At 70.9% G+C, this 20219-nt stretch carries 21 protein-coding genes; 16 read left to right on the plus strand and 5 right to left on the minus strand.

Going from position 1 to position 20219, the window contains the following annotated elements:
- Nucleotides 1–83 precede the first annotated feature (83 nt).
- Both H1D24_RS02260 and H1D24_RS02265 read left to right on the plus strand, forming a co-directional pair.
- On the plus strand, nt 84–776 hold the full coding sequence (locus H1D24_RS02260) for a trimeric intracellular cation channel family protein (protein WP_181655608.1): 693 nt from the start codon (nt 84–86) through the stop codon (nt 774–776).
- A gap of 22 nt (nt 777–798) precedes the next feature.
- Nucleotides 799–1665, plus strand: a complete 867-nt coding sequence (locus tag H1D24_RS02265) for a thioesterase family protein (RefSeq protein WP_181655609.1) — start codon at nt 799–801, stop codon at nt 1663–1665.
- 137 nt (nt 1666–1802) lie between these two features.
- On the opposite strand, the gene H1D24_RS02270 is transcribed toward H1D24_RS02265, so the two are convergent.
- Together H1D24_RS02270 and H1D24_RS02275 are read right to left on the minus strand one after the other, a co-directional pair.
- On the minus strand, nt 1803–2393 hold the full coding sequence (locus H1D24_RS02270) for a TIGR03086 family metal-binding protein (RefSeq protein ID WP_181655610.1): 591 nt from the start codon (nt 2391–2393) through the stop codon (nt 1803–1805).
- A 113-nt stretch (nt 2394–2506) separates the two neighbouring features.
- Entirely contained in the window at nt 2507–3127 is a 621-nt protein-coding gene (locus H1D24_RS02275; RefSeq protein ID WP_181655611.1) for a TetR family transcriptional regulator, read from the minus strand.
- 117 nt (nt 3128–3244) lie between these two features.
- On the opposite strand from H1D24_RS02275, the gene H1D24_RS02280 reads away from it, so the two are divergent.
- From H1D24_RS02280 to H1D24_RS02290, 3 genes are all read left to right on the plus strand, one after another.
- Nucleotides 3245–3406 carry a hypothetical protein gene (locus H1D24_RS02280; RefSeq protein ID WP_181655612.1) on the plus strand — a complete coding sequence of 54 codons (162 nt, stop codon included), beginning with the start codon at nt 3245–3247 and terminating at the stop codon, nt 3404–3406.
- Nucleotides 3407–3468: 62 nt separating this feature from the next.
- Nucleotides 3469–3807: a DUF4190 domain-containing protein gene (locus H1D24_RS43920; protein ID WP_374064080.1), complete on the plus strand. Its 339-nt coding sequence runs from the start codon at nt 3469–3471 to the stop codon at nt 3805–3807.
- Nucleotides 3808–3945: 138 nt separating this feature from the next.
- The gene (locus H1D24_RS02290; protein ID WP_181655613.1) at nt 3946–5109 is read left to right on the plus strand and encodes a cysteine desulfurase family protein; all 1164 of its coding nucleotides are present in this window, start codon (nt 3946–3948) and stop codon (nt 5107–5109) included.
- Nucleotides 5110–5354: 245 nt separating this feature from the next.
- Here H1D24_RS02290 and H1D24_RS02295 read toward each other — a convergent pair whose 3' ends face one another.
- Nucleotides 5355–6038: an N-acetylmuramoyl-L-alanine amidase gene (locus H1D24_RS02295; RefSeq protein ID WP_181655614.1), complete on the minus strand. Its 684-nt coding sequence runs from the start codon at nt 6036–6038 to the stop codon at nt 5355–5357.
- Nucleotides 6039–6098: 60 nt separating this feature from the next.
- Between H1D24_RS02295 and mnmA the strand changes: the two genes are divergently transcribed.
- On the plus strand, nt 6099–7220 hold the full coding sequence (gene mnmA / locus H1D24_RS02300) for a tRNA 2-thiouridine(34) synthase MnmA (protein WP_181655615.1): 1122 nt from the start codon (nt 6099–6101) through the stop codon (nt 7218–7220).
- A 136-nt stretch (nt 7221–7356) separates the two neighbouring features.
- Here the strand turns inward: mnmA and H1D24_RS02305 are convergent, their stop codons facing one another.
- Nucleotides 7357–7650 carry a hypothetical protein gene (locus H1D24_RS02305; RefSeq protein WP_181655616.1) on the minus strand — a complete coding sequence of 98 codons (294 nt, stop codon included), beginning with the start codon at nt 7648–7650 and terminating at the stop codon, nt 7357–7359.
- Between the two features lie 259 nt (nt 7651–7909).
- Nucleotides 7910–8236: a DUF427 domain-containing protein gene (locus H1D24_RS02310; protein WP_181655617.1), complete on the minus strand. Its 327-nt coding sequence runs from the start codon at nt 8234–8236 to the stop codon at nt 7910–7912.
- 51 nt (nt 8237–8287) lie between these two features.
- Between H1D24_RS02310 and H1D24_RS02315 the strand changes: the two genes are divergently transcribed.
- The 10 genes from H1D24_RS02315 (at nt 8288) to H1D24_RS42025 (ending at nt 20086) form a co-directional block, all read left to right on the plus strand.
- Nucleotides 8288–8827, plus strand: coding sequence for an LOG family protein (locus H1D24_RS02315; protein WP_181655618.1), 540 nt, complete (start codon nt 8288–8290; stop codon nt 8825–8827).
- Nucleotides 8828–8902: 75 nt separating this feature from the next.
- Nucleotides 8903–9592, plus strand: a complete 690-nt coding sequence (locus tag H1D24_RS02320) for an SDR family oxidoreductase (RefSeq protein ID WP_181655619.1) — start codon at nt 8903–8905, stop codon at nt 9590–9592.
- Nucleotides 9593–9623: 31 nt separating this feature from the next.
- Nucleotides 9624–10640: a methionine synthase gene (locus H1D24_RS02325; RefSeq protein WP_181655620.1), complete on the plus strand. Its 1017-nt coding sequence runs from the start codon at nt 9624–9626 to the stop codon at nt 10638–10640.
- Nucleotides 10641–10752: 112 nt separating this feature from the next.
- Entirely contained in the window at nt 10753–12945 is a 2193-nt protein-coding gene (gene ligA, locus H1D24_RS02330) for an NAD-dependent DNA ligase LigA (protein ID WP_181655621.1), read from the plus strand.
- Between the two features lie 302 nt (nt 12946–13247).
- A complete protein-coding gene (locus H1D24_RS02335; protein WP_181655622.1) occupies nt 13248–15533 on the plus strand; it encodes a putative bifunctional diguanylate cyclase/phosphodiesterase in 2286 nt (761 codons plus the stop codon).
- 188 nt (nt 15534–15721) lie between these two features.
- Nucleotides 15722–16018 (plus strand): Asp-tRNA(Asn)/Glu-tRNA(Gln) amidotransferase subunit GatC, encoded by a 297-nt coding sequence (gene gatC / locus H1D24_RS02340; protein ID WP_018531282.1) that lies wholly within the window; start codon nt 15722–15724, stop codon nt 16016–16018.
- Between the two features lie 7 nt (nt 16019–16025).
- Nucleotides 16026–17525, plus strand: a complete 1500-nt coding sequence (gene gatA / locus H1D24_RS02345; RefSeq protein ID WP_181655623.1) for an Asp-tRNA(Asn)/Glu-tRNA(Gln) amidotransferase subunit GatA — start codon at nt 16026–16028, stop codon at nt 17523–17525.
- Nucleotides 17522–17761, plus strand: coding sequence for a hypothetical protein (locus H1D24_RS02350; RefSeq protein ID WP_181655624.1), 240 nt, complete (start codon nt 17522–17524; stop codon nt 17759–17761). The genes gatA and H1D24_RS02350 overlap by 4 nt, the downstream gene beginning before the upstream one ends.
- 15 nt (nt 17762–17776) lie before the next feature.
- Complete coding sequence (gatB, locus tag H1D24_RS02355; protein WP_181655625.1) at nt 17777–19294, plus strand: Asp-tRNA(Asn)/Glu-tRNA(Gln) amidotransferase subunit GatB; 1518 nt, start codon at nt 17777–17779, stop codon at nt 19292–19294.
- Nucleotides 19295–19429: 135 nt separating this feature from the next.
- Nucleotides 19430–20086, plus strand: a complete 657-nt coding sequence (locus tag H1D24_RS42025) for a hypothetical protein (RefSeq protein ID WP_258563751.1) — start codon at nt 19430–19432, stop codon at nt 20084–20086.
- The last annotated feature ends 133 nt before the right edge of the window (nt 20087–20219 follow it).

A 20219-nucleotide genomic window follows, 5' to 3' on the forward strand; every position in this document is an offset into this window, starting at 1 on the left:
GCCGGGATGGACCTGTACCTGCGCCGAGACGGCCTCTGACCTGCGAGGACGCGGCATACCCGGCGCACAGGTAAGAATGTCTGGTGCTCCAGGAACTGTTCACCCCTTCTGTCCAGCATTCGCTCGACCTCGCCGGGATCTTCGTCTTCGCCATCTCCGGCGCCCTCCTCGCCGTACGCAAGAACTTCGACGTCTTCGGTATCGCCGTACTCGCGGAGGTCACCGCGCTGGGCGGAGGGGTGCTGCGCGACCTGATCATCGGGGCGGTCCCGCCGGCCGCCTTCACCGATCTCGGGTACTTCCTCATGCCGCTGGTCGCGGCGGCGCTCGTCTTCTTCCTGCATCCCGAGGTGGAGCGGATCCAGACCGGGGTGAACGTCTTCGACGCCGCAGGCCTCGGGCTCTTCTGCGTCACCGGCACCACCAAGGCCTACGAGTACGGGCTCGGGCTGACCGCCTCGGCCGCCCTCGGCGTCGCGACGGCCGTGGGCGGCGGTGTGCTGCGCGACATCATCGCCAACGAGGTGCCGTCGCTGGTGCGCTGGGACCGGGATCTGTACGCGGTGCCCGCGATGGTCGGCGCGACGATGGTCGCGCTGTGTATCCGGTTCGACGCACTGTCCGCCGTCACGAGCGGGATCGCCGTGGTGACCGCGTTCGTCCTGCGGCTCCTCGCGATGCGGTACCACTGGCGAGCACCACGTGCCTGGAACCGGAGGTCCACGGCCGTGGAGCCTGACGAAGTGGTCGCGGAATTCAAAGCTACCGCTCAGTAATTTTCTGTTGTACGGTGCCGCCATGGCAGGAGCACAGGCAGCGCAGACCACCCAGGCCACCATCGGGGACAGTGAGTTCGACCGGGACACCGCGGTCAGGCCGCGCGAGCCGGGCGTGTACGAGGCCGACCTCTCCGAGGGCTGGACGATCGCGGGCGCCGTCAACGGCGGCTATCTGCTCGCCGTCCTGGGCCGTGCGCTCGCGGACGCCCTGCCGCACACCGACCCGTTCACGATCTCGGCGCACTATCTGACCGCTTCCCGTCCGGGCCCCGCCGTCATCCGCACGGAGGCCGCACGCACCGGCCGCACCCTCTCGACCGGGCAGGCGTCGCTCCTGCAGTACGACGAGGAGGGTAACGAGGTCGAGCGCATCCGGGTGCTCGCCTCGTACGGCGACCTGGACGGGCTCCCCGACGACGTGCGCACCACGGCCGAGCCGCCGCGGATGCCGCCCATCGAGCAGTGCTTCGGGGCGGAGGACGCACCGGAGGGGGCGTCGCCGATGGGCAGTTTCCCGATCGCCGACCGGCTGCTGCTCAAGCTCGACCCGTCGACGCTCGGCTGGGCGCTGGGCCAGCCGTCCGGCAAGGGGGAGATGCGGGCGTGGTTCGGGCTCGCCGACGGGCGGGACGCCGACCCGCTCTCGCTGCTGCTCGCCGTGGACGCCCTGCCGCCCACCGCGTTCGACATGGGCCTCCAGGGCTGGGTGCCGACGATCGAGCTCACCGTGCACGTACGGTGCCGCCCGGCGCCCGGACCGCTGCGGGTCGCGCTCAGGACGCGCAACCTGGCGGGCGGCTTCCTCGAGGAGGACGCCGAGGTCTGGGACAGCGCGGACCGGTTGGTCGCGCAGTCGCGGCAGCTGGCGCGGGCGAGGCTCAGCTAGTCGTCCCTGCCGGCGCGGCGCGCTGGCTTAACCGCTGTGCCCACCCGTTCCGCAGGGGTTCCGCGGGGGTTCCGCAGGGACGAATGAGTCGGCGCGGCCGCGATTCAGAGCGCCCTGACGTACAACGTGGCCGGAAGCTACCGGTCGGCAAGCGGCCGCCGCCCGAGCCACGCGGCCAGCTGCCCGTAGGCGTCCGCTCCCTCCGGGGCGGGGAGCACCGCCTCGAAGGGAACACCCTCCCCGCGACGGTCGGCCGGCAGTGCCTGCCGGGCAAACGCGCGTGCGAACTCGGCCAGCTCCTGGTCCAGTCCGAGCGGCCTCCCCAGCCCCTCGCACAGGTCCCAGGCGTGCGTCACCAACTCCATGACGAAGCCGGAGAGCGCCGTCCGTCCGGGGGTCGGGCCCCATGGCATCTCCACCTGTGCGTCCAGTCGCGCGCTGTCCGCCCACGCGGCGATCCCACGGGCCCGCGCCTCCTCGTACGCGACGCCCCAGCCGTCGTCGGGCACATCTTCTGCGAGGCCCGGAACGGCCAGTAGATCGCCGCCCTCGCCGACGACGCCGATACGGCGGGTGACACCGACGATGTGCGAGAGCAGAGTGCGTACGTCGTAGTCGGAACAGCGCGTCGGCGCCGCCAGCTGCTCGGGGCGGACCGTCCTGATCAGCGCAGCGAGCTGCTCGGTGGCGCGCTGGAACAGGGGGCGCGGGTCGGGCGTGGAGTCCATGTCGGGGCTCTTCCTCCGTGTTGCTTGGTGGCGTCGCTCAATGGCTACCGCACCGTGCCCGTATTTCCCGGCATTTGGCGTCAGCTTTCCGGAGCCCTTCGATGGGGTGCCGATCAGTCCAGCCAGTGGCGGCGGCCCAGGCTCACCAGGCGCATCTGGCGGCGCGCGAGGCTGGCCACGCGCTCCTCGTTGCCCGGTTCGGCATCGAGGAACGCGGACGCGGTCATCACCATGTGGTCGACGTACAGGCGCGCCAGCATCACCATGTCGTCCTCGCTCCAGCCCTTCGACTCCGGGTGTGCGGCGAGTTCGACCGCCACTTCCTCGGCGAAACGGTCCAGTTGCTCCCCGATGGCGGCGCGGACCGGCTGTACGCCGCCATGTCTCTCGCGCGCGATGAATCGGACATGCGCAGCGTGCGTCCCCACATGTACGGCGATCAAGTCGACGGTACGGGCGATGCGTTCGTCGCTGTCGCCGGTCGCAGCGAGCGTGGTGCCGATCATCTCGTGCAGGCTGCCGAGCGCCTCCTCGACCAGTGCCACTCCCAGGTCCGCGGTGCTGCGGAAGTGCCGGTAGAAGGCGGTCGGCGCGATACCGACGGCCCGGGTGACCTCGCGCAGGCCCAGGCTGCTCAGGCTCTGCCCCTCCAGCAGCTCCAGCGCCGCGTCCAGCAGGGCCTGTCGGGTCTTCCGCTTCTGGGTCTGCCGGATGCCGACCGGGATGTGACTCATGCCATGCAGTTAACAACTGTTCTCTGGAATTGGGAAGCCAGAAGGGGCGTTAGACTCACTAGTCAGTGAACAGTTGTGTCAACAAGCGTTCACCGAAACTTCCACGAGAGGCATTCCATGCTGTTCCTCGTCGCAGCTCTGCTTCTGCTGGGCGTCGCGCTGGGCACCGTGGCCCACGCTCCTCTGCCCGTCACGCTGGCCGCCGCCGCGGTGATCGGCGTATGGCTGGCCGTCTTCGCCGTACGCGAGCGGCACGCCCGGCGGCGACACGACCACTGACCACTGTCCACTGACCGCTGATCCCTCAGGAACTGTCCGCAGCTCCCTCCAGGAGTGGAATCATGCAATTCACCGCCACCTCCTCTTTGGCGCCTTTGGCATCTTCAGCACCTTCCGCATCGTCGGCGGGCCGGTCCGGGCGGCGGGGCCCGGAGCGGCGCCGCTCCGGGGTGGGGGACGCCGACGGCATGGCCGTCGCCTCGTTCATCCTCGGGCTGATCGGCCTGCTCGTCCTCAACCTCTTCCTCGGGCCGGTCGCGATCGCCCTGGCAGCGGTGGCGCTCCGCCGCGGCACCACGCGCCGTGGCCGCGCCCTGCTGGGCCTGGGCCTCGGCCTGGCCGACCTGATCGTCCTGGCAGCCTTCGTCTCGGCGGACAACACGGTGTCCTGGTCCTTCTGATGGCCGCTGTGGGTGGCCGTTCCGGCGCCCGGCGCGAAGCGGAAGCCCCGGCGCCATAAGTGGAGCCGCACCCCGGAAGGGGGGTGCCCCCACGGCGCCGGACTGGCCCGCGCCCGGGCCTCGTAGAATCAAACCACCATGGCCTACCTCGACCACGCCGCGACCACTCCGATGCTTCCGGAGGCGATCGAGGCGATGACAGCCCAGCTCACCGTCACCGGCAACGCCTCTTCACTGCACGCCGCCGGCCGCCGAGCCCGGCGCACCGTCGAGGAGGCCCGCGAAACCCTCGCCGAGGCACTGGGCGCACGCCCCAGCGAGGTCGTCTTCACGTCGGGCGGCACCGAGGCGGACAACCTCGCCGTGAAGGGCCTGTTCTGGGCCCGGCGCGGCGCCGACCCCGCCCGAACCCGCGTCCTCGCCAGCCCCGTCGAGCACCACGCCGTCCTCGACGCCGTGCACTGGCTCGGTGAGCACGAGGGCGCGACGGTGGAGTACCTGCCCGTGGACACGTACGGCCGGGTGCACCCGGAGGTGCTGCGCGAGGCGATCGAGCGCAACCCCGACGACGTGGCGCTCGTGAGCGTCATGTGGGCCAACAACGAGATCGGCACCGTCATGCCGGTCGGTCAACTCACCGCCGTCGCCGCCGAGTTCGGTGTGCCGGTGCACGCCGACGCCGTCCAGGCCTTCGGGCAGGTGCCCGTCGACTTCGGCGCCTCCGGGCTCGCCGCGATGACCGTGTCCGGGCACAAGATCGGCGGTCCGTACGGCATCGGCGCGCTGCTGCTCGGCCGGGAGTACAGCCCCGTGCCCGTGCTGCACGGCGGTGGTCAGGAGCGCCACGTGCGCTCGGGCACCCTGGACGTGCCCGCCGTCGCCGCGTTCGCTGTCGCCGGACGGCTCGCCGCCGAGCAGCGCGAGTGGTTCGCCCGCGAGATCGGCGGACTGCGCGACGAACTGATCGACGCGGTGCGCAAGGCCGTTCCGGACGCGATCCTCGGCGGCGACCCCGTCGACCGGCTCCCCGCCAACGCACACTTCACGTTCCCCGGATGCGAGGGCGACTCGCTGCTTCTCCTGCTCGACGCGCAGGGCATCGAGTGCTCCACGGGATCCGCCTGCACAGCGGGCGTGGCCCAGCCGAGCCACGTCCTGCTCGCCACGGGCACCGACCCCGACCTGGCCCGCGGCACCCTCCGCTTCTCCCTCGGCCATACGTCGACCAAGGCGGACGTCGACGCGGTGGCCCAGGCGATCGGCCCGGCGGTGGAACGGGCCCGCACGGCAGGGCTGACCTAGGGCCTGTGTCGGAAGTGGCGTCTGCCGGGCGACGCCTGGCACGCTCCCCCACTGCCTCAAGGGCGTGGGAGGTACCCCCACTCGCCGCACCGGGCGAAAGCCCAAGTACGTCCAGTACGAGGGCTTCCACCCGGCACGCCGAGAGCACGCACCAGACGCCGCCCGGCCCGCCCTTCGGGCGGACGACGCCACTTCCGACACAGGCCCTAGGCGCCCCTCCCCGAAAGCCCGGCCCTCCGAAGTGCTCACGCGCTCGCCGTACGCGCCTCCCGCACCAGGGGTATGTAACGGTCCCAGTCCCAGTGCGGCCCCGGGTCCGTGTGGTCCGTGCCCGGTACCTCGACGTGCCCGATGATGTGCTCCCGGTCGACCGGTATCTCGTACCGCGCGCATATCCCGGCCGTCAGCCGCGCCGACGCGCGGTACATCGCATCCGTGAACGACGACTCCTGGTCGACGAAGCCCTCGTGCTCGATGCCGACGCTCCGCTCGTTGTACGCCCGGTTGCCCGCGTGGAACGCCACGTCCAGCTCGCGGATCATCTGGGCTATGTGTCCGTCCTTGCGCACCACGTAGTGCGAGGCGGCCCCGTGGCCCGGGTCCCGGAAGACCTTCAGCGCCGTCGCGTAACTGCCCTGTGCGACATGGATGATCACGCGGTCGATCTCGTAGTCGTCGGGACGGTCCGCCCGCCGCCGGTTCGCCGAGGATGCCGCCACCCACTGCGCGCCCCGGAAGTCGACCTCGCCCTCCCTGCGGTCCTTCGCCACGCCCGGGATACGCCACCACACGCGCCCCAGCTCGTCGCGCGCGAGCCCGGCCGCACTCACGGCGGCCGCCGCACCGCCGATGAGCAGCGCGCGCCGCCCGAGGTGCCGGTCCGTGTCCTTCGCCGCCCGGTGGCTTCCCGGGCTCTTCTGATCCCCCATGTGATCGTCAACGGATACACGCGGCCTCCGGTTCCCGCCGCCCCGTACCCTGGAAGCGTTATGACTGAGAACCCGCAGCGCCCCCTCCGCGTCCTCGCCGCCATGTCCGGCGGCGTGGACTCCGCCGTCGCCGCCGCCCGAGCCGCCGAGGCCGGGCACGACGTGACCGGAGTGCATCTCGCCCTGTCGGCGAACCCGCAGTCGTTCCGCACGGGCGCGCGGGGCTGTTGCACCATCGAGGACTCACGCGACGCCCGCCGCGCCGCCGACGTCATCGGCATCCCCTTCTACGTCTGGGACCTCGCCGAGCGGTTCCGTGAGGACGTCGTCGAGGACTTCGTCGCCGAGTACGAGGCCGGACGCACCCCGAACCCGTGCCTGCGCTGCAACGAGAAGATCAAGTTCGCGGCGCTGCTCGACAAGGCGCTCGCGCTGGGCTTCGACGCGGTCTGCACCGGTCACTACGCCAAGGTGATCCTGAACGAGGACGGCACCCGCGAGCTGCACCGCGCCTCCGACATGGCGAAGGACCAGTCGTACGTCCTCGGAGTCCTGGACGAGAAGCAGCTTGCGCACGCGTTGTTCCCGCTCGGCGACACGGTCACCACCAAGGACGAGATCCGCTCGGAGGCCGAGCGCCGCGGGCTCGCCGTCGCACGCAAGCCCGACAGCCACGACATCTGCTTCATCGCGGACGGCGACACCCAGGGCTTCCTCGCGCAGCGGCTGGGTAAGGCCGAGGGCGACATCGTCGACGAGTCCGGCGCCAGGCTGGGCACGCACGAGGGGGCGTACGGCTTCACGATCGGCCAGCGCAAGGGCCTGCGCATCGGCACCCCGGCGCCCGACGGCAAGCCGCGCTACGTGCTGGACATCTCGCCGGTGAACAACACGGTGACGGTCGGCCCGGCAGCCTCCCTCGACGTCTCGCGCCTCACCGCGATCAAGCCCCGCTGGTGCGGCGTCGCCCCGGCGGGCCCTGGCACGTACACCGCGCAGCTGCGCGCCCACGGCGGCGAGACGCCCGTGACCGCCGAGGTCGTGGGCGACGAGCTCCAGGTCACCTTCGACGAGCCGGTACGCGGCGTCGCCCCCGGCCAGGCGATCGTGCTGTACGACGGCACGCGCGTGGTGGGCTCTGCGACGATCGCTACGACCACGCGCGCGACGGCCGTCGCCTGACGGCCGTCGCCTGACGGCCGTCGCCTGACGCCCCCGACCCGGAGGCCGGTCCTCGGGGGCGCGTGTCCGAGGGGCGCGTGTCCTTCCGCGTGTCCTTCGGAGGCCGTGTCAGCGCTGCCTGGTGGACACATACGTGTCAGCGCTGCCTGGCGGACAGATAGTGGTGCAGTACGCCGCCCAGTTCGGTGCACCACGTCTGCAGCGCGGACATACGGCGCGCCTTCACCCGGCACTCGAACATCCGGCCGTCGAGGAGTACCGCCGCCACGCACAAGTAGGCGCCGTAGGACTGGAACTGGACCGTCTGCAGATGCGGCCACGGGAAGTCGGCCGCGTAGACGCCCTGTGAGAAGTGCACGCCCTCGGGGCCGACGGCCACGCCGTTGTCGGCGTCGGCGGCCAGGAACTCGGGGCCGTCCGGCGGTGCCACGGGCGCCGACGGGTAGGGCGGCGGGACCGGTGTCGGCGGGACCGGTGCCGCTGGGGGAGGAGAGGCGGGTACTGCGGACTGGTACGGAGCGGGCGGAGCCGCGGGCTGGGACGCTGAAGCCGGGGCCGCGGGCTCGAACGGCGGGGGCGGCGGGCCGAAGCCTCCCGGAGCGGCCTGACCACCGCCGTGCCTCTGTTCCATACCCGTCATGCCCGTCCCCTCCAAGATCTCCGTGGCGTCACCCCGGTTCTACAGGGTTCTACCCCACCACCTCGGCCTCGTAGAAACAGAGGTGGTCCTTGATCTCGGCCACGTCCGGCTTCGGGTCCGGGTACGCCCACACCAGGTCCGGTGCGCCCGGCACCGACCAGTAGGACGCAGTGCCCTTGAACGGGCAGTACGTGTGGGTCTCCGAGGGCGTCAGCAGGTGCGTGCGGACGTCCTCCGGAGGCAGGTAGTAGCGCACCGGACAGCCGGTTTCGCGCAGCACGACGGGGCGCCGGCTCTCCGCGAGTACCTTCCCCTCGTGCACCACGCGCACGTGCTCCGTGCCCTGCTCGACAGTGATGGTGTGTCCTTCGGCCATGTAAGGCACAGCGCGTGACGGGCCGGAGTTCTTCCCCCGTACGGTAGGCGCATGAATATCTGTGTCTTCCTTTCCGCAGCCGACCTCGACGACCGCTACACGTGCCCCGCGCGGGAGTTCGCCGAACTGCTGGGAAAGGGAGGGCACACCCTGGTGTGGGGCGGTTCCGACGTGGGGCTCATGAAGGTCGTCGCGGACGGTGTGCAGGAGGCGGGCGGGCGGCTCGTCGGCATCTCCGTCGACTTCCTGTCGTCCAAGACGCGGGCGGGTGCCGACGAGATGGTGATCGCGAAGGATCTCTCCGAGAGGAAAGCGCTGCTTCTGGAGAGGGCCGACGCGATCGTGATCATGGTCGGTGGGACCGGGACGCTGGACGAGGCCACCGAGATCCTGGAGCTCAAGAAGCACGGCCTGCACACCAAGCCCGTGGTACTGCTCAACGCGGCGGGTTTCTACGACGGGCTCAAGGAGCAGTTCCAGCGGATGGAGGACGAGGGCTTCCTGCCGCTGCCCCTCAACGAGCTGGTGTTCTTCGCGGAGGAGCCGGTGGGGGCGCTGGCCTACCTCGAAGAGTCGCTCGGCACCCAGTGACACGCGGTGAATCGCCGCGGCACTCGGTGACACGCCGTGAATCGCCGGGCATGCAGTGATGCGAGCATGTGAGACATGGCTACACATGTGATCACCGGGGCCGGCTCCGGCATCGGCGCGGCCGTCGCCCGGCGCCTCCACGCGCGCGGGGACGACCTGGTGCTGCTCGCGCGGGACGCCGGCCGCGCCAAGGAGCTGGCCGCCGACTACCCCGGCGCGCGGACCCTCGTGGGCGACCTCGCAGACCCGGACAGGCTGTCGTGGGCGTTCTCGCACCAGACCCTGCCCGACCGGATCGACTCGCTGCTGCACATCGCGGGCGTCGTCGACCTCGGCCCCGTCGGCGAGCTCACCCCGAAGACATGGCGCAGCCAGCTGAACGTCAACCTGATCGCCCCCGCCGAACTGACCCGGCACTTCCTGCCGCAACTCCGGGTCGCCCAGGGACACGTGGTGTTCGTGAACTCGGGCGCGGGCCTGAACGCCCACGCCGACTGGTCCGCGTACGCCGCATCCAAGCACGGCCTGAAGGCCCTGGCCGACTCGCTGCGCCACGAGGAGCACGCGAACGGCGTCCGCGTCACCTCCGTCTACCCGGGCCGCACGGCCAGCCCCATGCAGGCCAAGGTCCACCAGCAGGAGGGAAAGGAGTACGACCCGGCCCACTGGATCAGCCCGGAGTCCGTCGCCACGACGATCCTGATGGCCATCGACCTCCCGCGCGACGCCGAGGTCAACGACCTGACGGTGCGGCCGGGCCGCTGACCGGCCCGGGGCTATTTCGTACGCTTCCCCGGTGAGCGAAAACAGCAAGTTCAGCCTCGGTCCAGCGACCGGCATCGGATCCATGCCGGGCAGCGACACCCGCGAGGCGGCCAAGACCGTCGTCGGGATCTTCGGCGGCGGTGAGGGCATGCCGTATCTGCCGGAGCTGCCCGCCCGCGGACCCGGCGCGGACATGATCGGGCGGACCGCGGGGATGCTCGTCGAGTTGTACGCGCGCGTGGAGCCCAGCGGCTGGCGGATCGGGGACCGGCCCGGGCGGGACACCCGGCGCGCCAGGTCCTGGCTGCGGGAGGACCTCGACGCGCTCGAGGAGTTCACGCAGGGCTACGAAGGGCCGCTGAAGGTGCAAGCCGTCGGGCCGTGGACGCTCGCGGCCGCGCTGGAGCTGAAGAACGGCGAGGCGGCGCTGTCCGACCTGGGAGCCTGCCGTGACCTCGCCGAGTCGCTGGCGGAGGGACTGCGGGCGCACCTCGCCGACGTCCGGCGCAGGGTGCCCGGCGCCGAGCTCGTGCTCCAGCTCGACGAGCCCTCGCTCATCGCCGTCCTGCGCGGCCAGGTGAAGACCGCCAGCGGCTACCGCACGCACCGGGCCGTCGACCGGCAGCACGTGGAGAGCACGCTGCGGGACATCATCGGCGTGCACGGCGACGGTCCGGTCGTCGTGCACTCGTGCGCGCCCGACGTGCCGTTCGCGCTGCTCCGCCGGGCCGGCGTGGCCGGGATCTCCCTCGACTTCTCGCTGCTCACCGAGCGTGACGACGACGCGATCGGGGAAGCCGTGGAGGGTGGCACCAGGCTCCTCGCCGGCGTCGTGCCGGGCACGGACGGCCCATTGTCAGACCCTGCCGGTAGCGTCATGGGTGTCAGGACGCTGTGGCGCAGGCTGGGGCTGAATCCGGGGCTGCTGGGGGAGGCGGTCGCGATCACTCCGGCGTGCGGACTCGCGGGGGCGACTCCGGAGTACGCACGCAAGGCGCTGAGCCACTGCGTCCGGGCGGCGAGATCCCTCGCGGACAACCCTGAGTGACGGCGCGTACGAGCATGTGACGGCACGAGCGAGTGACAGCACCCAGGACAGCACGAGCACGTGGCGGCACGAGCAAGTGACGGGCCGGACAAGAAATCGGGAGGACAAGACGGTGGCCGGCGAACAGCAAGCACAGCCCGCATCGGCGCCCGCGGAGGCGCGCGAGAAGCACGCGCAGCTCGCTGAGCAGATCGAGGAGCACCGCTTCCGGTACTACGTGAAGGACCGGCCGGTCATCAGCGACGCGGAGTTCGACAAGCTGCTGCGCTCGCTGGAGGCGATCGAGGACGAGTACCCCGAGCTGCGCACCCCCGACTCGCCGACCCAGAAGGTCGCGGGGGCGTACGCAACGGATTTCACGGCGGTCCAGCACCGCGAGCGCATGCTCTCCCTCGACAACGCCTTCGACGACGAGGAGCTCGCCGCCTGGGCCGACCGGGTCGCCAAGGAGGTCGGCACCTCGGCCTACCACTTCCTCTGCGAGCTCAAGGTCGACGGCCTCGCCGTCAACCTCACGTATGAGCACGGGCGGCTCACGCGCGCGGCGACCCGCGGTGACGGCCGCACGGGCGAGGACATCACCCCCAACGTGCGGACGATCGCGGAGATTCCGGACCGGCTCAAGGGTGACCTGATCCCGGCGCTCGTGGAGATCCGGGGCGAGGTCTACTTCCCCATGGAGAAGTTCGAGGAGCTCAACGCCCGCCTGGTGGAGGCCGGTGAGAAGCCCTTCGCCAACCCGCGCAACGCCGCTGCGGGTTCGCTGCGCCAGAAGGACCCGCGGATCACGGCCACCCGCCCGCTGCACATGGTCGTGCACGGCATCGGCGCCCGTGAGGGCTTCAGCATCGACCGCCTGTCCCAGGCCTACGACCTGCTGCGCGAGTGGGGCCTGCCCACGGCGAAGCACAACAAGGTGGTCGAAGGACTCGACGGGGTCCGGGAGTTCATCGGGTACTACGGGGACAACCGCCACTCCGTGGAGCACGAGATCGACGGCGTCGTCGTCAAGCTCGACGAGATCCCGCTGCAGGGGCGGCTCGGCTCCACCTCGCGCGCCCCGCGATGGGCGATCGCCTGGAAATACCCACCGGAGGAGGTCAACACCAAACTGGTCGACATCCGGGTGGGTGTCGGCCGCACCGGCCGCGTGACGCCGTACGCCGTGGTGGAGCCGGTCGTGGTCGCCGGATCCGAGGTCGAGTTCGCGACGCTGCACAACCAGGACGTGGTCAAGGCCAAGGGCGTACTCATCGGCGACACGGTGGTGCTGCGCAAGGCCGGTGACGTCATCCCGGAGATCCTCGGCCCGGTCGTCGACCTGCGCGACGGTACGGAGCGCGAGTTCCAGATGCCCGCCGAGTGTCCGGAGTGCGGTTCGGAGCTGCGGCCCATGAAGGAGGGCGACGTCGACCTGCGCTGCCCCAACGGGCGGTCCTGCCCTGCGCAGTTGCGCGAACGACTGTTCTATCTGGCCGGCCGCAAGTGCCTGGACATCGAGAATTTCGGCTATGTCGCCGCGGCCGCGCTCACCAGGCCGCTGGAACCGTCCGAACCGCCCCTGAAGGACGAGGGCGACCTCTTCGACCTGAAGGTGGAGGAGCTGCTGCCCATCAAGTCGTATGTCCTGGACCAGGACACGGGCCTGCCCAAGCGCGATCCCAAGACCGGCGAGGAGAAGATCGTCACCTTCTTCGCCAACCAGAAGGGCGAGCCCAAGAGGAACACGCTGGCCATGCTGGACAACATCGCGGCCGCCAAAGAGCGTCCGCTCGCCCGCATCATCACGGGCCTGTCCATCCGGCATGTGGGACCGGTCGCCGCCGAGGCCCTGGCCCGTGAGTTCCGGTCCATCGACCGGATCGAACAGGCATCGCAGGAGGAGTTGGCCGCCGTCGAGGGCGTGGGGCCGACCATCGCGGCTTCGCTCAAACAGTGGTTCGAAGAGGAGTGGCATCGCGAGATCCTGCGCAAGTGGCGGGCAGCAGGGGTCCGGATGGAGGAGGAGGGCGCCGGCGAGGAGCAGGGCCCGCGTCCGCTGGAAGGCATCACGGTCGTCGTGACGGGAACTCTGCAGAACCACACACGGGATGGCGCGAAGGAGGCCCTGCAGAGTCGTGGTGCAAAGGTGACCGGTTCGGTTTCGAAGAAAACCTCATTCGTCATTGTGGGTGACAACCCCGGTTCCAAATACGACAAGGCAATGCAAGTGAAGGTTCCGGTTCTGAACGAGGAAGGCTTCGCGGTCCTGCTGGAACAAGGGCCGGACGCGGCTGCGGAAGTCGCGCTTCCCATCGAGGGGTAGCGGCTCAAGGCCACCCGTTCAGCCCATATCAGATGCATACGGGTGGCCTGGTCGCATTCGGGCAACCGTCGTCGACCGGTGCCCGTGGAAGCCTTCTGCGGCCTACTGTTGAGATGTGCACCTGCCGTGCCCAGCTGCGGTTGGGGCATCCCCGCTCTTCACACGAGCGCGGGGAAGGGTTTCGGACGCGGTTCCGTCGGCAGCCTCCCGGCTTCCTCCCCAGCTACCGCTGGAGTTGCCCAGGGAGGCCTCAGGCATCGAGCCGTGTGGCGTGGGCACCGCCGCCTGTGAGAGGGACGGGAATGGAACCGACCGATAGCGCCGCCCCGGACTCACGGCTGCGTGCGCGCCTTCGCGTACGGCGTGGTCCGGGTGCCGGTCGAACGGGCGTCCGTTGGTCCGTTCGTCGGCCCCCGCGAGGCCCCGACACCAGCGGCCCCAGCGGAAAGCCCATGGAGAGCGGCCGCAGCCCCGGGCATGTCACGGTCGGTCACGTCCCCGGGCCGGGCGGCTCTGCAGGCACCGAGGACCGGCTCCGTGTACGGGCACTGCTGCCCGGCGCGGTCGTCGCGGTGGCCTCACTTGCGCTTGCCGCCGGCTTCTACCGGGCATTCACCGGCAGTCGCGGCCTCTTCCCGACCGGCAGCGCGGGCTGGTCCCTTGCCGTTCTCACCGGCCTCGTCGTCGGGCATCTCGTGGCGTTCGGGCGGGGCCGCTGGTGGAACGGCGCGGGCTCCGGGGCGGCCCTGACCCTTGCGGTCCTGCTGCTCTACGGCTGGCTCCCTGCCGGAATGATCAGTCTCGCCGTAGTCGTCCTCGTCAGCATCGCGCGCAGAAACCGCTGGTGGCAGGGAGCGCTGCACGGCGCCGTCGACATCATCGGCATCGGCGCGGGCGCCCTCGTCATGGCGGTGTTCGGCACGGTGCCGACGGCCGAGAGCCCTTGGTCGCCTGAGACCTGGGACCTCTACACCGTGCCGGAAGTGGCCCTGGTGGCGGCCGCCTATCTCTCCGTCACCCGCGTCCTCCTCTGGTACGTGCACGCGCCGCTCACCGGCGGACTGCCGACCGCCACCCGTACCGCCCTGGTCCGGCACGGCATCCTCGCCGGCGCGCTGCTCGGCATCGCGCCGCTGATCTGCGTCGTCGCGATGGCCGTGCCCGTACTTCTGCCGCTGTTCGCGGTCCCGCTCATCGCCCTCGACTCCACGCTGTGGATCGCCCGCGCACGGGCTGAGGAGCAGCTGCGCGACCCGCTCACCGGCCTGCCCAACCGGCAGTGGCTCCTTGAGCGCACCTGGGCGGCGCTGGACGACGCGGAGCGCATCGGAGCGCGGTCCGCTCTCCTGCTGATCGACCTCGACCGGTTCCGATCGGTGAACGACACGCTCGGTCATCTCGCAGGCGACCGGCTGCTCCTGCAGATCGCCGACCGGCTGCAGACGGCCCTGCCCCGCGGTGCCGAGGCCGCGCGACTCGGCGGCGACGAGTTCGCCGTACTGCTGCCGGTCGCCGACTCCACGACCTCGGCCACGCGGATCGCCCGGGCGCTCGTCGCCGCCCTCGGCTCCCCGCTCGACCTCGACGGGCTCACCCTCGTCCTGGAGGCCAGCGCCGGCCTCGCCGTGTTCCCCGACCACGCGCTGGACGCGGAGGGGCTGTTGCGGCGGGCGGACGTCGCGATGTACCAGGCGAAGCGGGACCGTACGGGCGTCGAGGTGTACGAGTCCAAGCGCGACTGCAACACCCCGGACCGCCTCGGCCTGCTCGGTGACCTGCGGCGGGCGCTGGACGCCTCCGAGGTCGAGCTGCACTACCAGCCGAAGGTCCGCTTCGACGGCCAGGTCGCCGGACTCGAGGCGCTCGTACGGTGGGTGCATCCCGAGCGCGGCAAGGTGCCGCCGGACGAGTTCATCGCGATCGCCGAGTCGTCCGGGCTGATGCCGCACCTCACGGAGTACGTGCTGGAGACGGCGCTCGCCCAGGTGGCGCGCTGGCGTGCCCAGGGGCTGCGCGTGCCCGTCGCCGTCAATGTGTCGCCGCGCGACGTCCACACGCCCGGCTTCGCGGGCGCGGTCGCCGCGCGGCTGGCGCGGCACGGCGTCCCCGCGGGGGCGCTGCAGCTGGAGATCACCGAGCATGTCCTCCTCGAGGACCCGCAGCGGGCGGCCGACACGCTGGCGGGTCTTACCGGGCACGGCGTGAAGATGTCGCTGGACGACTTCGGCACCGGTTACTCGTCGCTGGTGCATCTGCGGCGGCTGCCGGTGAGTGAGCTCAAGATCGACCGGTCGTTCGTTGCCCGGCTCGCCGTGGACGCCCAGGACGCAGAGATCGTCCGCTGCACCGTCGACCTCGCGCACTCGCTCGGGCTGCTCGTCGTCGCTGAGGGGGTCGAGGACGACGAGACGTGGGAGCGGTTGCGGGATCTCGGGTGTGATGCCGTGCAGGGGTGGCTTGTCGCGGCCGCCATGCCCGCCGACGAGACGACGGCGTGGTTGCGCGCCCGGGGTACGCGGGGGTGGCAGCGCCCTGCGGCGGCACTACCCGCGGGTTCCTCGGACCCTTCGGGCCCGGTCCCCACGTAGCGCTCACGCGCCGGGCCACGCGCCCCGTGAGGGGCCTGAGGGGCGGCGGGCCGGGTCGGACCCACAGGCGTCCAGAACCCCGCAGAGGGCCAGAGGCCAGCCCCCGCCAGGAAACCGTTTCACGGTCACCCGCCCCCGCCCCATAGGATTGGCCCAAACCACACACACTCACCCCAGAGGATCGCTGCATGCCTGGCATCACGCGCGAGGAGGTCGCCCACCTCGCACGGCTGGCGCGTCTGGAGCTGAAGCCCGAAGAGCTCGACCACTTCGCAGGCCAGCTCGACGACATCATCGGCGCGGTCGCCCGCGTCTCCGAGGTCGCCGACCAAGACGTACCGCCGACCTCCCACCCGCTGCCGCTGACGAACGTCATGCGCGCGGACGAGGTCCGTCCCTCGCTCACCCCGGAGCAGGCGCTCTCCGGTGCCCCTGCCCAGGAGCAGCAGCGTTTCAAGGTGCCACAGATCCTGGGGGAGGACTAGGACCACCATGACGGACAGCACCATCATCAAGCTGACCGCGGCCGAGACGGCCGCGAAGATCGCCTCTGGCGAGCTCACGGCCGTCCAGGTCACCGAGGCCCACCTCGCCCGGATCGACGCCGTCGACGAGAAGGTGCACGCCTTCCTGCACGTCGACCGCGAAGGGGCGCTCGCGCAGGCCCGTGCCGTCGACGAGAAGCGGGAGCGCGGCGAGGAGCTCGGCCCGCTCGCCGGCGTGCCGCTGGCGTTGAAGGACATCTTCACCACCGTGGGCATCCCGACCACGGTCGGCTCGAAGATCCTTGAGGGCTGGATCCCGCCGTACGACGCCACGGTCACCGAGAAGCTCAAGGCCGCGGACGTCGTGATCATCGGCAAGACCAACATGGACGAGTTCGCCATGGGGTCCTCGACCGAGAACAGCGCGTACGGGCCGACGGGCAACCCGTGGGACGTCACCAAGATCCCCGGCGGCTCGGGCGGCGGTTCGGCCGCCGCGCTCGCCTCCTACCAGGCGCCGCTCGCCATCGGCACGGACACCGGTGGCTCGATCCGCCAGCCCGCGGCCGTCACCGGCACGGTCGGCGTCAAGCCGACCTACGGCGGCGTGTCCCGCTACGGCATGGTGGCGTTCTCGTCGTCCCTCGACCAGGGCGGCCCCTGCGCCCGTACGGTCCTGGACGCGGCCCTCCTGCACGAGGTGATCGCCGGGCACGACCCGCTCGACTCGACGTCGATCGACGCCCCGGTCCCGCCGGTCGTCGAGGCCGCGCGCAACGGCTCCGTCGAGGGCATGCGCGTCGGCGTCGTGAAGCAGTTCGCCGGCGAGGGCTACCAGGCCGGGGTCGTCGAGCGCTTCAACGAGTCCGTGTCGCTGCTCAAGGAGCTGGGCGCCGAGATCGTCGAGCTGGACTGCCCGTCCTTCGACCTGGCGCTGTCGGCGTACTACCTGATCGCGCCGTCCGAGTGTTCGTCGAACCTCGCCCGGTTCGACGGCCTGCGCTACGGCCTGCGTACCGGTGACGACGGCACGCGCTCCGCCGAGGACGTCACCTCGCTCACCCGCGAGGCCGGCTTCGGCGACGAGGTGAAGCGCCGCATCATGCTCGGCACGTACGCGCTCAGCTCCGGTTACTACGACGCGTACTACGGCTCCGCCCAGAAGGTGCGGACGCTGATCAGCCGCGACTTCGAGAAGGCTTTCGAGCAGGTCGACGTGATCGTGTCGCCCACGACACCGACCACCGCCTTCGCGATCGGGGAGCGCGCCGACGACCCGCTGGCGATGTACCTGGCGGACCTCTGCACGATCCCCGTCAACCTCGCCGGCAACGCCGCCATGTCGCTGCCCTGCGGTCTCGCGCCGGAGGACGGCCTGCCCGTCGGCCTGCAGATCATCGCCCCCGCGATGAAGGACGACCGCCTGTACAAGGTCGGTGCGGCGGTCGAGGCGGCCTTCGTGGAACGCTGGGGACACCCGCTGCTCGAGGAGGCACCGTCGCTGTGACTGCACTGTCCAAGGCCAAGGGCTTCAAGAAGTCCAAGTCCGGCACGTACCTGTCCATCGCCACCACCGCGTTCGGCGCGCTCAGTGTCGCGAAGCAGGCCAAGAAGGCCCGCCTCGAGAACGACACGCTGCGGCTCATCGACGCGGCCGTGTCCGCCGCCGCCATCGTCACCGGCCTGGCGATCCTCTACCGGGAGCTGAAGCGCCTGGGCGACGACGACGTCCTGCTGGGCTGAGAGGGAAGTTTCACCGTGACTGCCACGACCACGACCGACCTGGTCTCGTACGAGGACGCACTCGCGTCGTACGACCCGGTCATGGGCCTCGAGGTCCATGTCGAACTCGGCACCAAGACGAAGATGTTCTGCGGCTGTTCGACGTCGCTCGGCGCCGACCCGAACACGCAGACCTGCCCGGTCTGCCTCGGCATGCCCGGCTCGCTCCCGGTCGTCAACGCGACCGGCGTCGAGTCCGCGATCAAGATCGGCCTCGCGCTGAACTGCGAGATCGCCGAGTGGTGCCGCTTCGCCCGGAAGAACTACTTCTATCCGGACATGCCGAAGAACTTCCAGACCTCGCAGTACGACGAGCCGATCGCCTTCAACGGCTATCTGGACGTCCAGCTCGAGGACGGCGAGGTCTTCCGCGTGGAGATCGAGCGCGCCCACATGGAGGAGGACACCGGCAAGTCGACCCATGTCGGCGGCGCGACGGGTCGTATCCACGGCGCTGTGCACTCCCTCCTCGACTACAACCGCGCGGGCATCCCGCTCATCGAGATCGTCACCAAGCCGATCGTCGGTGCGGGCGAGCGCGCTCCCGAGGTCGCGAAGGCGTACGTCGCCGAACTGCGCGAGCTCATCAAGGCGCTGGGCGTGTCCGAGGCCCGTATGGAGATGGGCCAGATGCGCTGCGACGTCAACCTGTCGCTGATGCCCAAGGGCGCCGACAAGTTCGGCACCCGCAGCGAGACGAAGAACGTCAACTCGCTGCGCTCCGTGGAGCGTGCCGTCCGCTTCGAGATCCAGCGGCACGCGGCCGTACTCGGCAACGGCGGCACGATCGTGCAGGAAACCCGCCACTTCCACGAGGACACGGGCTCGACGACCTCGGGCCGCGTGAAGGAGGAGGCGGAGGACTACCGCTACTTCCCGGAGCCGGACCTGGTGCCGGTCGCCCCCTCCCGCGAGTGGGTGGAGGAGCTGCGCGCCACGCTGCCCGAGCTGCCGCTGGTCCGCCGCAACCGGCTGCGTGAGGAGTGGGGTGTCTCCGCTCACGACATGCAGTCGATGCTCAACGCCGGTGCCATCGACTCGATCGTCGCCACGATCGAGGCCGGTGCCGACGCCGCCTCCGCGCGCAAGTGGTGGATGGGCGAGCTGGCCCGCCGCGCCAACGAGGACGGCGTGGAGCTTTCCGCGCTGCCGATCACTCCCGAGCAGCTCGCCCGCGTGGCCGCCCTGGTCAAGGAGGGCTCCCTCAACGACAAGCTGGCCCGCCAGGTCATCGAGGGCGTGCTCGCCGGTGAGGGCGGCCCCGACGAGGTCGTCGAGAAGCGCGGCCTGAAGATCGTCTCGGACGACTCCGCGCTCGGTACGGCCGTCGACGAGGCCATCGCCGGCAACCCGGCCATCGCGGACAAGATCCGCGGCGGCAAGGTGGCCGCGGCCGGCGCCCTGGTGGGCGCGGTCATGAAGGCCACGCGCGGCCAGGCCGACGCGGCGCGCGTCAAGGAGCTGATCCTGGAGAAGCTCGGCGTCGAGGGCTGAGCCTTCTCGTACGTGAATGAAGGGGCGGTGCACCGGTCGGTGCCCCGCCCCTTCGCCGTCTGTACGCGCTATGGACACCGTCTTGACCCCGACCCCGGATTCACAGGTTCCGCGCACCGGGTACGCTGCCGGGCCATGGCGGAACTTGACGGGAGCACCACCCAACTAGGGCCTGTGTCGGAAGTGGCGTCTGCCGGGCGACGCCTGGCACGCACTCTCGCCGCACCGGGCGAAAGCCCAAGTACGTCCAGTACGAGGGCTTCCACCCGGCACGCCGAGAGCACGCACCAGACGCCGCCCGGCCCGCCCTTCGGGCGGACGACGCCACTTCCGACACAGGCCCTAGCCCGCGCGGCAGACGACGCCGAAGACCTGATCAAGGCGCCCTCCGACGTCCGGACCGGCGACGAACCAGCGGACCGGACCGGCGACGAGCCAGACCGGACCGGTGACGAACCAGCGGACCGGACCGGCGACGACGCCGGAGTCGGGTCCGAGGAGGAATCGGAAGACGGGACTCTGGAGACCGTCGCCGAACAGCGCGCCCGGGAGGCCCGGCGCGCCCGCCGGGCAGCGACCGCCTCCGGCGCGGTACTGACGCTGGCCGGAACGGGCGCCTCCGCCATACGGTTCAGCAGCGGAGCCCCGGCGAGCGCGGCCCTCGCGTACGCGATCGGCGCGGTCATCTGCGCGACGGTCGCCGTACTCGGTGCGCGCGGCCGCACGAAGCGGGCGCTCGTCGGGCTGATCGCCGGGGTGCTGGTGATGGCGATCGGCGATCAGCTCGACTGAGCATGGACCTCCCGGCCGCAGCCGAGTCCCCACGGGGCAGGCGCGGCGGGGTCGCTACCGCTTCGGCGAACCCCGGTGTGCGGGCGGCCGCCTGGGGGTGGGAGGCGGCCGCCCGCCGTCGAAAGGCCCGCTG

Origin of the sequence: Streptomyces himalayensis subsp. himalayensis (assembly GCF_013778455.1) — a bacterium.
Taxonomy (GTDB): Bacteria; Actinomycetota; Actinomycetes; order Streptomycetales; family Streptomycetaceae; genus Streptomyces; species Streptomyces himalayensis.

What these genes read in the sequence shown, in the direction of transcription:
- H1D24_RS02265 (WP_181655609.1), top strand. Translation starts at nt 799, where the DNA reads ATGGCAGGAGCACAGGCAGCGCAGACCACCCAGGCCACCATCGGGGAC.
- H1D24_RS02270 (WP_181655610.1), bottom strand. Translation starts at nt 2,393, where the DNA reads ATGGACTCCACGCCCGACCCGCGCCCCCTGTTCCAGCGCGCCACCGAG.
- H1D24_RS02275 (WP_181655611.1), bottom strand. Translation starts at nt 3,127, where the DNA reads ATGAGTCACATCCCGGTCGGCATCCGGCAGACCCAGAAGCGGAAGACC.
- H1D24_RS02280 (WP_181655612.1), top strand. Translation starts at nt 3,245, where the DNA reads ATGCTGTTCCTCGTCGCAGCTCTGCTTCTGCTGGGCGTCGCGCTGGGC.
- H1D24_RS43920 (WP_374064080.1), top strand. Translation starts at nt 3,469, where the DNA reads ATGCAATTCACCGCCACCTCCTCTTTGGCGCCTTTGGCATCTTCAGCA.
- H1D24_RS02290 (WP_181655613.1), top strand. Translation starts at nt 3,946, where the DNA reads ATGGCCTACCTCGACCACGCCGCGACCACTCCGATGCTTCCGGAGGCG.
- H1D24_RS02295 (WP_181655614.1), bottom strand. Translation starts at nt 6,038, where the DNA reads ATGGGGGATCAGAAGAGCCCGGGAAGCCACCGGGCGGCGAAGGACACG.
- mnmA (WP_181655615.1), top strand. Translation starts at nt 6,099, where the DNA reads ATGACTGAGAACCCGCAGCGCCCCCTCCGCGTCCTCGCCGCCATGTCC.
- H1D24_RS02310 (WP_181655617.1), bottom strand. Translation starts at nt 8,236, where the DNA reads ATGGCCGAAGGACACACCATCACTGTCGAGCAGGGCACGGAGCACGTG.
- H1D24_RS02315 (WP_181655618.1), top strand. Translation starts at nt 8,288, where the DNA reads ATGAATATCTGTGTCTTCCTTTCCGCAGCCGACCTCGACGACCGCTAC.
- H1D24_RS02320 (WP_181655619.1), top strand. Translation starts at nt 8,903, where the DNA reads ATGGCTACACATGTGATCACCGGGGCCGGCTCCGGCATCGGCGCGGCC.
- H1D24_RS02335 (WP_181655622.1), top strand. Translation starts at nt 13,248, where the DNA reads ATGGAACCGACCGATAGCGCCGCCCCGGACTCACGGCTGCGTGCGCGC.
- gatC (WP_018531282.1), top strand. Translation starts at nt 15,722, where the DNA reads ATGCCTGGCATCACGCGCGAGGAGGTCGCCCACCTCGCACGGCTGGCG.
- gatA (WP_181655623.1), top strand. Translation starts at nt 16,026, where the DNA reads ATGACGGACAGCACCATCATCAAGCTGACCGCGGCCGAGACGGCCGCG.
- H1D24_RS42025 (WP_258563751.1), top strand. Translation starts at nt 19,430, where the DNA reads ATGGCGGAACTTGACGGGAGCACCACCCAACTAGGGCCTGTGTCGGAA.